Origin of the sequence: Herbaspirillum sp. NPDC101396 (assembly GCF_044767365.1) — a bacterium.
Lineage (GTDB): Bacteria > Pseudomonadota > Gammaproteobacteria > Burkholderiales > Burkholderiaceae_D > Herbaspirillum.
Genome location: NZ_JBIWNT010000001.1, coordinates 745,564 through 761,344, shown reverse-complemented (window position 1 = coordinate 761,344; position 15,781 = coordinate 745,564). Strand labels below are relative to the sequence as shown.

At 62.5% G+C, this 15,781-nt stretch carries 15 protein-coding genes; 12 read left to right on the top strand and 3 right to left on the bottom strand.

Annotated features, from left to right (window positions below; genetic code table 11):
• Positions 1 to 5: 5 nt before the first annotated feature.
• Positions 6 to 1,646: a histidine ammonia-lyase gene (gene hutH, locus ACIROY_RS03335; protein ID WP_402339653.1), complete on the top strand. Its 1,641-nt coding sequence runs from the start codon at positions 6 to 8 to the stop codon at positions 1,644 to 1,646.
• Between the two features lie 47 nt (positions 1,647 to 1,693).
• Positions 1,694 to 3,493, top strand: a complete 1,800-nt coding sequence (locus ACIROY_RS03330; RefSeq protein WP_402339651.1) for a methyl-accepting chemotaxis protein — start codon at positions 1,694 to 1,696, stop codon at positions 3,491 to 3,493.
• Positions 3,494 to 3,509: 16 nt separating this feature from the next.
• Here the strand turns inward: ACIROY_RS03330 and ACIROY_RS03325 are convergent, their stop codons facing one another.
• From ACIROY_RS03325 to ACIROY_RS03315, 3 genes are read right to left on the bottom strand one after another with little or no spacing between them, the layout of a single operon-like run.
• Complete coding sequence (locus tag ACIROY_RS03325) at positions 3,510 to 4,241, bottom strand: ABC transporter ATP-binding protein (protein WP_402271182.1); 732 nt, start codon at positions 4,239 to 4,241, stop codon at positions 3,510 to 3,512.
• 22 nt (positions 4,242 to 4,263) lie between these two features.
• Complete coding sequence (locus tag ACIROY_RS03320; protein ID WP_402339648.1) at positions 4,264 to 5,085, bottom strand: ABC transporter permease; 822 nt, start codon at positions 5,083 to 5,085, stop codon at positions 4,264 to 4,266.
• A 2-nt stretch (positions 5,086 to 5,087) separates the two neighbouring features.
• Positions 5,088 to 6,077: an aliphatic sulfonate ABC transporter substrate-binding protein gene (locus tag ACIROY_RS03315; RefSeq protein ID WP_402339645.1), complete on the bottom strand. Its 990-nt coding sequence runs from the start codon at positions 6,075 to 6,077 to the stop codon at positions 5,088 to 5,090.
• A gap of 228 nt (positions 6,078 to 6,305) precedes the next feature.
• Between ACIROY_RS03315 and ACIROY_RS03310 the strand changes: the two genes are divergently transcribed.
• The 10 genes from ACIROY_RS03310 (at position 6,306) to ACIROY_RS03265 (ending at position 15,752) form a co-directional block, all read left to right on the top strand.
• Positions 6,306 to 6,875, top strand: a complete 570-nt coding sequence (locus ACIROY_RS03310; RefSeq protein ID WP_402339642.1) for a DUF4865 family protein — start codon at positions 6,306 to 6,308, stop codon at positions 6,873 to 6,875.
• Positions 6,876 to 6,969: 94 nt separating this feature from the next.
• A complete protein-coding gene (locus ACIROY_RS03305; RefSeq protein ID WP_402339640.1) occupies positions 6,970 to 7,773 on the top strand; it encodes an HAD-IIB family hydrolase in 804 nt (267 codons plus the stop codon).
• Between the two features lie 166 nt (positions 7,774 to 7,939).
• Positions 7,940 to 9,028, top strand: coding sequence for an ABC transporter substrate-binding protein (locus ACIROY_RS03300; protein WP_402271192.1), 1,089 nt, complete (start codon positions 7,940 to 7,942; stop codon positions 9,026 to 9,028).
• 3 nt (positions 9,029 to 9,031) lie between these two features.
• The gene (locus tag ACIROY_RS03295; protein ID WP_402339637.1) at positions 9,032 to 9,895 is read left to right on the top strand and encodes an ABC transporter permease; all 864 of its coding nucleotides are present in this window, start codon (positions 9,032 to 9,034) and stop codon (positions 9,893 to 9,895) included.
• A 13-nt stretch (positions 9,896 to 9,908) separates the two neighbouring features.
• A complete protein-coding gene (locus ACIROY_RS03290) occupies positions 9,909 to 10,712 on the top strand; it encodes an ABC transporter permease (RefSeq protein ID WP_402339635.1) in 804 nt (267 codons plus the stop codon).
• A gap of 9 nt (positions 10,713 to 10,721) precedes the next feature.
• Complete coding sequence (locus tag ACIROY_RS03285) at positions 10,722 to 11,555, top strand: ABC transporter ATP-binding protein (protein ID WP_402339632.1); 834 nt, start codon at positions 10,722 to 10,724, stop codon at positions 11,553 to 11,555.
• Between the two features lie 40 nt (positions 11,556 to 11,595).
• Positions 11,596 to 12,834: a sulfite dehydrogenase gene (soxC, locus tag ACIROY_RS03280; protein WP_402339630.1), complete on the top strand. Its 1,239-nt coding sequence runs from the start codon at positions 11,596 to 11,598 to the stop codon at positions 12,832 to 12,834.
• Entirely contained in the window at positions 12,821 to 13,396 is a 576-nt protein-coding gene (locus ACIROY_RS03275) for a c-type cytochrome (RefSeq protein WP_402339627.1), read from the top strand. Before soxC ends, ACIROY_RS03275 begins: the two co-directional genes overlap by 14 nt.
• A 47-nt stretch (positions 13,397 to 13,443) precedes the next feature.
• A complete protein-coding gene (locus tag ACIROY_RS03270; RefSeq protein ID WP_402339624.1) occupies positions 13,444 to 14,385 on the top strand; it encodes a TauD/TfdA dioxygenase family protein in 942 nt (313 codons plus the stop codon).
• The gene (locus ACIROY_RS03265) at positions 14,382 to 15,752 is read left to right on the top strand and encodes an LLM class flavin-dependent oxidoreductase (RefSeq protein ID WP_402339622.1); all 1,371 of its coding nucleotides are present in this window, start codon (positions 14,382 to 14,384) and stop codon (positions 15,750 to 15,752) included. Before ACIROY_RS03270 ends, ACIROY_RS03265 begins: the two co-directional genes overlap by 4 nt.
• Positions 15,753 to 15,781 lie beyond the last annotated feature (29 nt).

Below are 15,781 nucleotides of genomic sequence, written 5' to 3'. Positions count from 1 at the left end.
TCTCCATGACTGCTGCCACCATCACCATCGACGGTTTCAACCTCAACGCCGCGCAAGTCGTCAGCGTTTCGCGCGGTACCAACGGCGTGTACCCCAAGGTCGCGCTCGCCGAGTCCTCGCGCGCCGCCCTCAAGCAAAGCCGCGACTTCATCGAGTCGACCTGGATGCACGACGAAGCGCCCATGATGTACAGCTTCAACACCGGCGTCGGTTTGCTCAAAGACACCCGCATCAAGGTCGAACATATCGAACTGTTCCAGACCCAGCTGATCAAGGCTCACAGCGCCGGCATCGGCGAACCGTTCTCCGAAGAAGTCAGCCGCGCCACCATGCTGCTGCGCGCCAACGCCTTCGCCAGCAATTACTCGGCGCCGCGCGTGGAAGTGGTCGACCGCCTGCTGGACTTCATCAATGCCGGCATCCATCCGATCATGCCGCAAAAGGGCTCGGTCGGCGCCTCCGGCGACCTGGCCCCACTGGCCTACCTGGCCGCCGCCATCGTCGGTTTCGACGAAGCCGAAGTGATGTACCAAGGCAAGCGCATGAGCGCACCGGAAGCCATCGCCAAGGCCGGCATCGGCCCGGTCAAGTTCGACTTGAAAGCCAAGGACGCCTCGGCCCTGATCAACGGTTGCACCGCCTCGCTCGCTGTCGCCGTATTGGCCGCACACGATTCGCGCAACCTGCTGACCGACGCCTGCCTGTCGCTCGGTCTCACGCTGGAAGCCATGCGTGCCGAGATGTCCGCCTTCGACGCCCGCATTCAGCAAGCGCGTCCCCACGCCGGCCAGATCAAGACCGCCGCCGTCATCCGCACGCTGCTCAAAGGCTCGACCCGCACCACCCACGAAGCACGCTCGGTGCAACTGCCGGATGAGTCGCGCCGCACCGATATTCCGTATTCGTCGCGCATCCAGGACGTCTACTCGCTGCGCTGCGCGCCGCAGGTTTACGGCCCGGTGTTCGATGCGCTCGACTACATCGACACCATCGTCGACAAGGAAATCAACTCCGCCACCGACAATCCACTGATCTTCGACAAGGAAGGCGGCGGCTTCGAGATCATCTCCGGCGGTAACTTCCACGGCCAGTACCTGGCGCAGGCGATGGACTTGCTGGCGATGACGATCACCGATCTGGGCAGCATCTGCGAACGCCGCATCGCCCGCCTGATCGATCCGACCTTGTCGTGGGGCCTGCCGCGCAACCTGATGAGCGGCGTGCGTGGCGTCAACACCGGCTATCCGGTGGTGCAGTGCTCGATGAGCTCACTGGTGATGGAAAACCGCACCCTGTCCATGCCGGGCAGCGTCGACAGCATTCCGTCCAAGGGCAACAGCGAAGACCATGTCTCCAACTCGACCTGGTGCGCGCGCAAGGCGGCCACGGTAGTGGCCAACACGCAGTACATCGTCGGCGTGGAAATGCTGCTGGCGGCGCAGGGGCTGACCATGACGGAAGAGTTGCTCAAGGACTTCGTGCTGGGTGAAGGCACGCAGGCGGCGTATGAAGAGATTCGCAAGCAGATCCCGGCATGCCTCGACGGCGACCGCTGGTTCCATAACGATATTCAGGTGGCGCATTCGTTCATTACCAGCGGGTCGGTGCGTGAAGCGGTGGTGGCGCGCATCGGTAATTTCGTCTGAGACGATTCGTCAGATCGTTGAATAAAAACAAACAGGGAAGGGCCGGCATGTTTACCTCAATCAGAACGCGTATTTTATTTTTCAGTATTGCCTTGCTCGTGGCGAGTCTGGGCGTGGTCGGTGCCGTGTCGTATGTCATCGTCAAGACCGACAACGATCACGCCATCGACGAGAGTTCGCGTTCCATCGCCGACGGCTATGCCTCGGCGATCAACGAGTGGGTTGCAGCCAAGGCCAGCATGGCGGCGGCAGCGGCGGACGGCGTGTTGCAGGCCGACCCGGTGTTCGTCATCAAGCAATTGCAGAAGAGCGGCGGCTTCTACGTCACCACCTTCGGCAAGGAAGACAAGACCGCCTACACGTCCGCAGCGGAAGGATTGCCGGCCGGTTACGATCCGACCGGCCGCTCCTGGTACCAGCAATCGGTCAAGGCGGGCAAGGCCGTGGTGACCAAGCCTTACACCGATGTGGTGACGAAGAAACCGATGGTGTCCTTCACCGCGCAGGTAAAAAAGGATGGCGTACTGCAAGGCGTGGTGGCGGCTGCGGTGTTTCTCGACGGTGTCAGCAACGTGGTGAAAGCGGTGCATCCGACGCCGGCCAGTTTCGCTTTCCTGGTCGATCGCGACGGCATGATGCTGGCGCATCCCGATGCGCAATGGATCAACAAGCCGGTCAAGGACTGGAATCCGGAGCTCACGGCCGAGCGTCTCAACAGCCTGGCCAGCAGCAATGACGCCAGCAAGGAAATCGTGCTCAACGGCACCCCCAAGCTGGTTCAGGCGGTTGCCGTCAAAGACACCGAATGGACGCTGCTGGTGGCGATCGACAAGGCAGACGTCAACGCCGGCATGCGCCACGCCACGCAATCGTCACTGATCGCCATCGTGCTGGTGGCGGCGCTGGCCGCGCTGATCCTGGGACTGATCACCACGGCGGTATTCCGGCGTCTGTCGCAGGTGCGCAACGCGATGGACAGCATCGGCTCCGGCAACGGCGACCTGACCATGCGTCTGCCGGAAGACGGCAAGGATGAAGTCAGCCAGATCGCCAGGTCCTTCAATGTCTTCGTGCAAAAAATCACCACCATCCTGCAGGAAATCCGGCACACCAGCGACGCCGTCAAGGTGTCGTCATCCGAAATCGCCAGCGGCAATCTCGATCTGTCCGGCCGCACCGAGCAGCAAGCCGGCGCATTGGAACAGACGGCCTCGGCGATGGAAGAGCTGACCTCCACCGTCAAACAGAACTCCGACAATGCACGTCAGGCCAATCAGCTGGCGCTGGCGGCGTCAGCCATTGCCAAGGAAGGCGGTGAAGTGGTCGGCAACGTCGTCGCCACCATGGAAGCCATCAATCAATCCTCGCGCCAGATCGTCGACATCATCGGCGTGATCGACGGCATTGCGTTCCAGACCAATATTCTTGCCTTGAACGCCGCCGTGGAGGCCGCGCGGGCAGGTGAGCAGGGACGTGGTTTTGCGGTGGTGGCGAGCGAAGTGCGCAGCCTGGCGCAACGCAGCGCGCAGGCGGCCAAGGAAATCAAGGTGCTGATCGACTCGTCGGTGTCGAAGGTAAGCGACGGTGGTTTGCTGGTCGAAAAGGCAGGACAGACCATGGTGGAGATCGTCGACAGCGTCAAGAACGTCAGCGCCATCGTCAGCGAAATCGCCAACGCCAGCTCCGAGCAAAGCACCGGCATCGAAGAGATCAACCGCGCCATCACGCACATGGATGAAGCCACGCAACAGAACGCGGCGCTGGTGGAGCAAGCCGCCGCCGCCGCGCAATCGCTGCAGGATCAGGCGACCAGTCTGGCGACGATCGTCAGCGGGTTCAAAATGTAGATGTCGTCCAATCGCGTCAGAACGCGTGCGCCTCGTGCAACTCCGACAAGGCGTGCGCCTTGAATACGCTGAGTCGTTGATCGGCACGCTGGCGCGGCTGCGGCAGGTCGACCAGGATGGTGTTGCGGATGCTGCCGGGACGGCTGCCCATGACGAGAACGCGGTCGCCCAGGTACAGCGATTCGTCGATGTCATGCGTGACCAGCAGCAATGAAATCTGATGTTGCTGCGCCAGGCTCAGCAGCAGGTCTTGCAGCTTCATGCGGGTGAAGGCGTCGACTGCGCTGAACGGTTCGTCCAGCAGCAGCACGCGCGGACGGGAGTACAGGCCGCGCGCGATCGCCACGCGCTGCGCCATGCCGCCGGACAATTGCTTGGGCAGGCTATTTTCCCAGCCGGCCAGGCCGACTTCTTCCAGCAATTGCGAAATCCAGGCACGGTCGGCGCCATCGCCATCGGCGAAGCCGACGTTCTGCGCCACCGTCAGCCACGGCATCAGGCGCGGTTCCTGGAAGACGAAGGCGACGCCGCCGTTGCGCTGGCCGGCCAATTCGCCGGCGCGCGTCACGCTGCCCTGAAAATCCTTGTCGAGACCGGCGGCGATGCGCAGCAGCGTGCTCTTGCCGCAGCCGCTCGGACCGAGCAGGGCAACCACTTCGCGTTCGGCCAGCGCCAGTTCGACGCCTTGCAGGATGGTTTCGTCGCCGAAGGATTTGCGGCGGACCTTGATGTCGAGAATGGTGCTCATGGCAATCCTTGCAGAATGAGTTTCAGGAATGCTCGCCTGTGAAGGCGTCGCGCCATGACAGGCTGCGGCTTTCCCAGTATTTGAGCAGCGAGTCGCTGAGCTTGCCCATCGCCGCCAGCGCGACGATGGCGACCAGCACCAGGTCCGGGCGCGACACTTCGCGGCCATCGGTGAGCAGGTAGCCGATGCCTTGGGTGGCAGCCAGCAGTTCGGCGGCAACCACACACAGCCAGGCCATCGACAGGCCGTTGCGCAGGCCGGTGAACAGATACGGTTTTGCAGCGGGGATGAAAATCTTGCGAACCAGGTCGAAGCGCCTGAAGCCGTACATCGTGCCCACTTCCACCAGTTTGCGATCAACATTGCGGATGCCCGCGACCAGGTTCATGTACACAGGGAAGAACGAACCGATCGCGATCAGCGTGATCTTGGAAGTTTCGTCGATACCCAGCCAGATCAGCAGCAGCGGCACCCAGGCCAGGCCGGGTACGGCGCGCAGCGCCTGGAAGATCGGTTCGATGTAGTCCTCGGCCAGCGTGCTGAGGCCGACCCAGGCACCGAACACCAGCGCCAGCAACGCGCCGATGCCGAAGCCGGCGGCCACGCGCAAGGTACTGGCGGTGATGTGTTTCCACAGCGGACCTTCCGCCAGTTCCAGCAGCGTCACCAGCAAGTCGCTGGGCATCGGCATCAGGTAGCCCGGCACCCAGCCGGCGCGACCGGCGATTTCCAGCCCGGCCAGCAGCACCACCGGAATCGCCAGTCCGCGCAACAGCGCCGGACGGATCTTCAGCCCCTGCGCCGGTGTGCTGCGCTTGCTGTCGATGGCGGCGGAACGCGACATGCTTATTTCTCCGCCACGACTTCACTGGCGATGCGAGCGTTGATCAGCGTGTTCAGCGGACCGTCAACATCGGCGCCGCGGCGCAGGATGCCGTCCTTCTGCAGCAAGGGTACCACCGGCTTGATCGCATCCAGATGCGCCGCGCCGGGAACCGGCCGGCTGAAATCGTAGCGCGCCAGCTGCAGGCCGATGACGTCCACCGGCAGCTTGGTTTCTTCGGCGATCAGGGCGGCGGTTTCCTTTGGATTCTGGATGATCCAGCGGCGCGCTCGCTCGTACGCTTTCAACACGACGCGCACTTCTTGCGGATGTTCGTTGAGGAAGGATTCGCTGGTGTTGAGGAACGCCGCCAGGCCGAAGGCCGGATTGCGGTAGACGAAACGGGCGCCGGCAGCCTGCGCGCCCGCCATGTGCGGATCCAGGCCGGCCCAGACGTCGACGCGGCCTTGCTCAAGCGCGACGCGGCCGTCGGGATGCTGCAGGTGGACGATCTCGACGTCGGACGGTTTCAGGCCGTGGGCGTCGAGCGTGCGCAGCAGGAAGAAGTAGGGATCGGTGCCTTTGGTGGCGGCGATCTTCTTGCCCTTGATGTCGGCGACGGTCTTGATCGGCGAATTGCCCAGCACCACCAGCGCGCTCGGCTCGGCCCACAGGTAGCTGTAGACGGTCTTGACCGGCTGGCCGTTGACGCGCGCCACCAGCGCCGAAATGCTGGAGGTCAGCGCGAAGTTGGAGGCCCCGCTATTGAGGAATTCCAGCGAATTGTTGCTGCCGCGCGAGAATACCCATTGCACGCTGGTGCCTTGCGCCTTGAAGGTTTCTTCCAGCCAGCCGTTGCGCTTGATGATCAGGCTTTCGGGCGAGTAGTAGGCGTAGTCGAGTTTGATTTCCTTGAGCGTGTCGGCGTGGACGGTGTTGCTGAAGCTCAGCGCAGCCAGTGCGCTCAGCGCGAACGACAGGCTGGAGGAAAATTTCTTGATGGACGGGAACATTGTTTTTCTTTGTGGGATGGTGAGATGGATAGACGAACGGGACATCGTAATTCCAAAGAATCGCGCTGACAAAGACCGTTACCGCATATCCATGCGTGTTTTTCGCATGCCGCATGTTTGCCCGGCGCGGATCATTTAAGAGACTCATCACAGAAATCGTCCGCAGCGGCTGGTCGCTCAACAGGCATGGGCCTAAGCTTTATCACGGTCAAACAACAAGGAACCAGCATGCTTTCGAAACAGTATTCACACCGCCTTCCCGTCGACTACGACGTCAGCGCCATCCGCCGACGCGCCGCCGCGCGCGGCCCGATGTGGGACGATACGCCGGGTCTGTATTTCAAGTCCTTCTCGTTGCGCGAAGCCGGCAAGAACGGCGCGCCCACCAACGTCTATTCCTCGATCTATCTGTGGAAGGACGCTACGGCCGCATCCGAATTCCTGATCAGCGATCGCTTCGAAGCCGTACTCGCCGCCTTCGGTCGGCCCGGCATCGAATTGTGGCTGCCGCTGAATGCCCAGGTCGGGCCTGCGCAACAAGGGCGATGGATCTATCGGGAAGACCTGCCGTTTGGCGATACCACCGACATGCACGCGCTGCGCGAAGCCGAGCACGAACGCAATCGTGCACTGACGCACCGTGCGGAGACGGTTGTCGCTGTGACGGCGCTTGACCCGGCGGGATGGAAGCTGGTGCGCTTCCACATAACGTCATCGTCCTACGATGCGAAGCATGCCGGCGACGGCTACGAAGTGCTGTACCTGGCGCAGCCTTTGCTGGCGGAGCTGCGCAAATAAGTTATTGCACTTGGCAAAGGAATCTCCCGCAGGTTAATCTGCCCGGCTGACGCGCTCGCGATGCCGGGCGGTTTTCTTTTTTAACGGAGTTCCTGTGCAAGCCTTGTCGACCGCGACCAGTGATGAATTCAGCAATGTGCATTTCGTGCTCACCGACATGGATGAGACGCTGACGTATAACGGACGGCTGGCCGCGCAGACGTATCGTGCGCTGGAGCGCTTGCAGGAAAATGGCGTGCGGGTGATCCCGGTCACCGCGGCGCCGGCCGGCTGGTGCGACCAGATGGCGCGCATGTGGCCGGTCGACGGCGTCATTGGCGAGAACGGCGGCTTGTTCTTTCGGCGTGATGAAAACGATGCACATGCGCTGGTCCGCGAGTTCTGGCATGGCCACGCAGTAAAGGGCGTTGCCACGCAACTGCAAGCTATCGCTGCTCGCGTACAGCGTGAAGTGCCGGAAGCGAAATTTGCTGACGACCAGCAATTTCGCACCACCAGCGTGGCGTTTTCGATTCCCCAGGAGGCAGCCGAACGCGATCGGATCGCAGATGCCTTGCGATGCGCCGGCGCCGACGTCACCGTCAATAATTTGTGGATACTCGGCTGGCTCGGCGGCTACGACAAGCTGTCGATGTCGCGCCGGATTCTCGCTGGGCATTACGGTATCGACATCGATGCCGAAGCAGGGCGGAATTCAGTGTTGTATACCGGCGACTCGACCAATGACGCACCGATGTTTGCGTTCTTCCGGCACACCGTCGGCGTGAGCACGGTGGTGGAATATCTTGATCGGATACCGGTGCATCCGCGCTGGATCACGCAAGGTCCGGGCGGCGCCGGATTCGTCGAAGCCGCCGACGCGGTGATCGCGGCGCGCTCACGACAAGATCGACAATAATTTCTGCTATTGCGTCGCAATCCCTTGCTGACACTGGACTGACGTCGTGCTGACGAGAAATACTTTCGCATAAGGACATACGAATTCATTCGTTTGTCGACAGTTTTCGCTTACCTATACTTGATCGCAGCTTTTTGCTTCGACATGCATACGCAAAGGAAAACTCATGACGCTGGATCGCAGAACCGTACTCAAACAGTTGGCAGCAGCAGGCGCAGGAGTCGGTACGGCAATGCTGGGGCTGCAGGCGCGTGCCGCTAACAAGCCAGCGATCATCCGTATCGGCGTGGCGCAGCCGGGCATCGGCAATCCACCGCAATTCTCGGGCAGCTCGGCGGCGGTCGCCAACGCCAAGGGCTGGGTCGAAGAAGAGTTCAAGGCCGACGGCATCAAGGTCGAGTGGTTCTTCTTCAAGGGGGCCGGTCCGGCCGTGAACGAGGCCTTGAGCAACAAGCAGCTGGACTTTGCGTTCCAGGGCGACCTGCCTTCCATCGTGGCGAAATCGGCGGGGCTCAAGACCAAGCTTATCCTGGCCACGGGCGTGCGCTCCAACATTTATCTCGCGGTGCCGCCGGATTCTCCGATTCAATCCGTGAAGGATTTGCGCGGCAAGCGCGTGGCCATTTTCAAAGGAACCAACGCGCAGTTGCCGATCAATCGCGTGCTGGAGGCGAACGGTCTGCAGGAGCGCGACCTGCGCGCCATTAATCTCGATCAGGCCACCACGCTGGCGGCGCTGAGCACCAAGGACATCGACGCCGCGTTCGGCAACATCAACCTGCTGCGCCTGCGCGACAAGAACGCCGCGCGCATCGTCTACAGCAGCAAGGGCGGTTCGCCGATTTTCACCACGCAATCGCACGTGCTGGTGACGGAAGAATTCGCACAGCAATATCCGGAAATCACGGCGCGCGTGGTCAAGACCTTCGTGAAGACCTCGAAGTGGGCGTCGGACGAAGTCAACCGCGAAGAAGTGCTGCGTCTGTGGGCCAAGGCCGGCACGCCTTACGAGCACTGGCGCGAAGACTACGACGGCCAGCCGCTGCGCGTGCGCATCAATCCCAACTTCGATCCTTTCCTGGTCGCGCGCTACAAGGATTCGGTGGAGCAGGCCTATCGCCTGAAACTGAGCCGCTCCAAGTTCGACGTCGATCAATGGATCGACCAGCGTTACCTCAAGGCCGCGCTGAAAGAACTGAACCTGGAAACCTATTGGCCGATCTTCCAGGTCAACGGCAAGATCCTGGGGACCTGATCCATGAGCGCGCAGCAGGCAGCCCTGGAGTTGCCGTCATCCGTGTCTTCACCCGCATCATCGACGGGTTCATCGATATCAGTGCAGGAGCCGCGTGCACGCTTCTACAGCAACTGGTCGCCGCGCTGGCTGGCCTTGCCGTTTCCCTTGTTCCTGTTGCTGCTCTGGTATGTCGCCGCGCAATTCGAATGGGTGGCGCCGCAGGTGCTGCCGTCGCCGCAATCGGTAGCGCTGACCTTCATCGACCTGGTGGCGTCGGGCGAGATGTTCGACAACCTCAAGATCAGCCTGCTGCGCGTGCTGCTCGGCTTCGGCGTGGGCCTGGCAGGCGGCTTGCTGCTGGGCGTGGCGATGGGCTTGTCGCCGGTGTTCAAGGACTATGTCTATCCGTTGTTCAAGGCCTTCAGCCAGGTGCCGGTGCTGGGTTGGCTGCCGCTGCTGATGCTGCTGGTCGGCATCGACGAGGCGCTCAAGATCATCCTGATCTCCAAGGCGGCGCTGGTGCCGATTGCGCTCAATACCTTCAAGGGCATCGAGAACGTGCCGGCGCGTTATGTCGAAGTGGCGCGCGTGCTGAAATTCTCGCGCTGGCAGCTGCTGACGCGCGTGATCTTCCCGGCGGCGCTGCCGCCGATCTGGAACGGCGTGCGCTACGGTTTCACGCATGCCTGGCTGGCGCTGGTGGTGGTGGAATTGCTGGCGTCGTCGGAAGGCCTCGGCTACATGATCGTGTTCGGTCGCCAGCTGTTCCAGCTCGACGTCGTGATGGCGGCGGTGGTGGTGGTCGGTGCGGTCGGCTATGTGCTGGACCGCGTTCTGGCGCGCATTGAAATCGTGCTGCTCGGCTGGCGCCGTACCGGCTTCTGAACGGGAACTCATCATGGCGCGATCTTCATACAACACGCAAGACAAACACCCCGTGCCGAAATTCCTGCGCGGCTGGATCCTGCCGGCGGCGCTCGTGCTGCTGTGGTGGCTGGCGGTGAAATTCAACTGGTCGACCTCGCCCTTGCTGGTGCCGGTCGACAAGGTGTGGGACACCGCAGTCGAACAAGTCCGCAGCGGTGAACTGGCGATTGCGCTGGAAGCCAGCTTGCGGCGCGACCTGATCGGCTTCGCCATCGGCGTCAGCGCGGGTCTGGTGTTCGGCGTGGCCTTCGGCTTGTCGCGTTTGTTCGAGCGGCTGATCGGGCCGACCTTTCATACGCTCAAGCAAATCTCATTGTTCGCGTGGATCCCGCTGCTGTCGGTGTGGTTCGGCCTGGGCGATCCGGCCAAGGTGGCGTTCCTGTCGCTGGCGGCGTTTTTCCCGGTGGTGCTGAACACCTTCGAAGGCATACGCAGCGTGCCGGCCGACTTGGTCGAAGCGGCGCGGGTGTTGAAATTCAATCGTCGCCAATGGCTGTTCAAGCTGATCCTGCCGGCGGCGTCGCCGTCGATCCTGGCGGGCATCCATCTGGCGCTGATCTATGCGTGGCTGGCGACGCTGGGCGCGGAATACCTGCTGGTGTCGGGCAAGGGCATCGGCAACACCATGATCGATGGACGCGAATTGTTCTTGATGGACCTGGTGATCTTCGGCGTGATCGTGGTCGGCTTTGTCGGCTTCGCGTTGAACTGGCTGGCGGCGCAGATTGAGCGCCGGCTTTTGGCGTGGCGCGGTCGTTCGGTCGCGCAATTTTAAGGAATCGATATGTCGCAAGCCGGCACGCTGGATATCCAGCATCTCAGTAAATCCTATCCGGTCAAGGATGGCGACCTGGCAGTCCTCGAAGATGTCACCCTGACCATCACGCCGGGCGAGTTCGTCAGCATCGTCGGCTCCAGCGGCTGCGGCAAGTCGACCTTGCTGCGCCTGATCGTCGGACTGGAAGAAGACTACCAGGGCCAGGTGCTGCTGGATGGCGAGCGCATCGTCGGCACCAGCCTGCGGCGCGGCATCGTGTTCCAGGAGCACCGGCTGTTTCCCTGGCTGACGGTGGAGAACAACATCCAGCTGGGGCTGCTCAACGCCGACCTGACGCCGGGCCAGAAGCGCCTGGCGGTACGCGAACACATCGCGCTGGTGGGCCTGGAAGGCTTCGAGAAGTCTTATCCGCATCAGTTGTCGGGCGGCATGGCGCAGCGCGTGGCGATAGCGCGGGCACTGGTGAGCAAGCCGGAGATCCTGCTGCTCGACGAACCGTTCGGCGCGCTCGATGCGCTGACGCGCGCTTACCTGCAGCAGGAGCTGCATCGTATCTGGCAAGCCGAGGGCATCACCATGATCCTGGTGACGCATGACGTCGAAGAAGCGATTTACCTGGGCGACAAGGTGGTGGTGATGGAGCCGCGGCCGGGGCGCATTCGCCGCATCGTGCCGGTCGATCTCGCGCATCCGCGGGAGCGCGCGGCCGTCGGTTTTGCCGAGGTCAAGCAGCAGGTGCTGCGTGAGTTCTCCGGCGACAGCGCCAGCCTTGCCGAGCCGCCTTTGCGCAGCGATGCAGTCGAACCTCAAGAGCCGCAGCAATGGCAGTTCGCTATCTGAAGCCGAAAACATAACGACAACGTAACGAAACAAGCCCCCAATGAGCAGCAAACAGAATCAGACAGCAGGGCGCAGGCGTTTCCTGCGCGGCGGTGCCGTACTGGGCGCCAGCCTGGCCGCCGGCGCGCGCGCCGAACCATTGACGGTGGCGCCGTGGAGCAAGACGCCTGGCGAACCGGTGCTGTGGCATCCGTATGGGGAACCATCGCCGTTCGAAAAGAACGTGGTGCGCCGCTCGCGCGGCGCGGCGCCGTTGCCGGGAGCGAACTCGTCGATGACACCGTTGCAGGACCTGCACGGCATCATCACGCCGACCGGGCTTGTGTTCGAGCGCCATCATGCCGGCATCCCGCAGATCGATCCGGAGCAGCATCGGCTGGCGGTGCATGGCCTGGTCGAGCGGCCGACGATTTTTACAATGAACGACCTGGTGCGGCTGCCTTCGGTGTCGCGCATCCACTTCCTAGAGTGTTCGGGCAATACCGGCCGCGAATGGAAGGGGCCGGGCACAGCCTCGTTGCAATTCAGCCATGGCTTGTTGTCGTGTTGCGAATGGACCGGCGTACCGCTGGCGACCGTGCTGGAAGAAGTCGGCGTCAAGCCTGAGGGCGCATGGATTCTGGCCGAGGGCGCCGATTCGGCAGGCATGACACGCAGCGTCCCGATCGGCAAGGCGCTTGATGACGCCTTGCTGGTGTACGCGCAGAACGGCGAACGGCTGCGGCCTGAGCACGGCTATCCGTTGCGACTGTTTTTGCCCGGCTTCGAGGGCAACATGAGCGTCAAATGGCTGCGTCGCCTCAAGGTCGGACGCGAACCGTTCATGTCGCGCGAAGAGACGTCGAAGTACACCGACTCGCTGCCGGACGGCACGGCGCGCCAGTTCACGTTTTTGATGGAAACAAAGTCGGTGATCACGTTTCCGGCGCCGGACCATAGGCTGAAGGAGAAGGGCTTCTATGAAATTTCCGGGTTGGCCTGGACCGGGCGCGGGCGCATCAAGCGGGTCGACGTGTCGACCGACGGCGGGCGCAGCTGGACCGAGGCGCGCCTGCAGGAACCAGTGTTGGATCGCGCATTGACGCGCTTCCGCTTGCCGTGGCGCTGGGACGGTGCGCCGGCCGTGCTGCAAAGCAGGGCGCTGGACGAGAGCGGCTTCGTGCAGCCCAGCGGCGCACAACTGGTTGCTGCGCGCGGTTTCGAATCCAACTATCACTTCAACGCCATCCAGAGCTGGAACGTGGCGAGCGACGGGGTCATTACCAATGTTCAGGTTTAGCGTTTTCATCGGCGTCGTTGTGCTTGCGCTGTCATTCAGCGTGCACGCCCAGGTGTACGGCGTCGGCCATGCAGCCAGCGAGCGCGACCTGGCCGCATGGAATATCGACGTCGCCGCCGACGGCGCCGGCTTGCCTGCCGGCAGCGGCAGTGTGGCCGGCGGTAAGACTATCTACGCGCAGCAATGCGCAGCCTGCCATGGCGCCAAAGGCGAGGGCAAGCCGGCCGATCAGCTGGTGGGCGGCAAAGGCACGCTGGCGTCGGCCAATCCGGTCAAGACCATCGGCAGCTTCTGGCCGTATGCGACCACGGTGTTCGATTTCATCAACCGCGCGATGCCCTACAACGCGCCGCAGAGCCTGACGCCGGACGAGGTGTATTCGGTGACGGCTTACCTGCTGTACCTGAACGGCGTAGTGGCGGCGGACACGGTGCTTGATGCGCGCTCGCTGCCCAAGGTGCGCATGCCCAACCGCGACGGCTTTATCGGCGACACCCGTCCCGACACGACCAACGTCGCCTGCCAAAAGAATTGCACTATCCCCGTACGACGTAAGCCTTAGCAGCAAGCTACACCCCCTAGCCAGTCATTTTCGTGAAGGAGAACAAGATGTCCGAAGCATTGCTCGATCTGCATCCCGTTGCCGGCCGCATCGGCGCTGAAATCCGCGACGTGCGCCTGTCCGGCGACCTCGGCGGGGAGACGTTCAACGCCATCCGCCAGGCGCTGCTGAAGTACAAAGTCCTGTTTTTCCGCGGGCAGCAGCATCTCGACGATGCCGGCCAGGAAGCCTTCGCCAAACTGTGGGGCGAGCTGGTGGCGCATCCAACGGTGCCGGTGCGCGACGGCACCGGTTATTTGCTTGAACTGGATTCGGTGCATGGCGGCCGGGCCAATTCCTGGCACACCGACGTCACCTTCGATCTGGCCTATCCGCAGGCATCGATCCTGCGCGCGGTGGTGATTCCGCAAGCGGGCGGCGACACCGTCTGGGCGAACACGGCGCAGGCTTATCTGGATCTGCCGCCCGCCTTGCGCCAGCTGGCCGACGGCCTGTGGGCGCTGCACACCAACGACTATGATTACGCGGCGCGCTTCAATACCGATGACGCCGGATTGAAGCGCTATCGGGAAATCTTCACCTCGACGATCTATGAAACCGAGCATCCGGTGGTGCGCGTGCATCCGGAGACCGGCGAACGCACCCTGGTGCTGGGGCATTTCGTCAAGAAGCTGCTGGGCTATCCGACCGGCGATTCGGAGCATCTGCTCAAGCTGCTGGAAAGCTACGTCGTCCGCCTGGAAAACACCGTGCGCTGGCGCTGGACGGCCGGCGACATCGCGATCTGGGACAACCGCGCGACGCAACACTATGCGATCAACGATTACGGCAGCCAGCACCGCGTGGTGCGGCGCGTGACGATTGCCGGCGACGTGCCGGTCGGCGTCGATGGTCGCCGCAGCGTGTCGCGCAACAGTCAGGACAAGCCTCAGGACAAGGTGCGCACGCCCGACGTCGCTGTCGATTCGAAAGTGGCGGTGGCGTCATGAGCGGCCCGAAGAAACAGCTGCGGCTGGGCGCCTTCCTGCAGGCGACCGGTCATCACGTGGCGGGTTGGCGCCATCCGCGCGCGCAAGCCGACGCCGGCCAGAACATCGCGCATTACCGGCAGATCGCACAGACCGCCGAGCGTGCCAAGTTCGATGCCTTGTTCCTGGCCGACGGCGTGGCGATTCGTTCGCACGATGCGGAGACCTTGCACCTGACTTCGCGCGCCGCCACCTTCGAACCGCTGACGCTGTTGTCGGCGTTGTCGCAGGCGACCGAACACATTGGTCTGGTGGCGACGGTGTCGACCACCTATAACGAGCCGTATCATGTGGCGCGCAAATTCGCCTCGCTCGATCACCTGAGCAACGGCCGTGCGGGCTGGAACGTGGTGACCTCTTGGTCGGAGTCGGAGGCGCACAACTTCAATCTCGACAAGCATCCCGAGCACGGCGCCCGCTATGAACGCGCCGAAGAATTCGTCGACGTGGTGCGCGGCTTGTGGGACAGCTGGGAGGATGACGCCTTCCGCTTCGACCAGGCCGAGGGCGTGCATTTCGATCACAACAAGCTGCATGCGATCCATCACAAGGGCAAGCATTTCTCGGTGCGCGGTCCGCTCAACGTGGCGCGTCCGGTGCAGGGACATCCTGTGGTAGTGCAGGCCGGTTCATCCGAGCCGGGCCAGGAGCTGGCGGCGCGTACGGCCGAAGTGATCTTCACGGCGCAGCAATCGCTGGAGGATGCACAGCATTTCTACAGCGGGCTGAAATCGCGCCTCGCCAAGTACGGACGCGAGCCGGATGAGTTGAAGATCATGCCGGGCGTGTTCCCGGTGGTCGGCCGCAGCGAAAGCGAAGCACAGGAGAAGTTCGAAGAGCTGCAATCGCTGATCCATCCGACCGTCGGCCTGTCGTTGCTGCAGCAGCATCTGGGAGGCATCGACCTGTCCGGTTATCCGCTCGACGGTCCGCTGCCGGAAAACCTGCAGGAGCCGAACGGCACCAAGAGTCGCTTCCAATTGGTGACGGCGCTGGCGCGACGCGAGCAGCTGACGATCCGTCAACTGTATCTGCGCGTGGCGACTGCGCGCGGTCACTGGTCCATACACGGCACGCCGGAAAGTATTGTCGACCGGCTTGAAGAGTGGTTCGTCAAAGGCGGCGCCGACGGTTTCAATATCATGCCGCCGACTTTGCCGGGTGGACTCGACGACTTCGTCGAGCTGGTCTTGCCGGAATTGCGCCGGCGCGGCTTGTTCCGTACTGAATACGAAGGAAAAACCTTGCGTGAGAATCTGGGACTGGCACGGCCGGCGCACAGGATATATCAGCAGAGTGGGACTGACGTTCTGGGACGGGTAGCTTAAGGCGGAGAAGTAAGCGGTAGAGAAGTAAA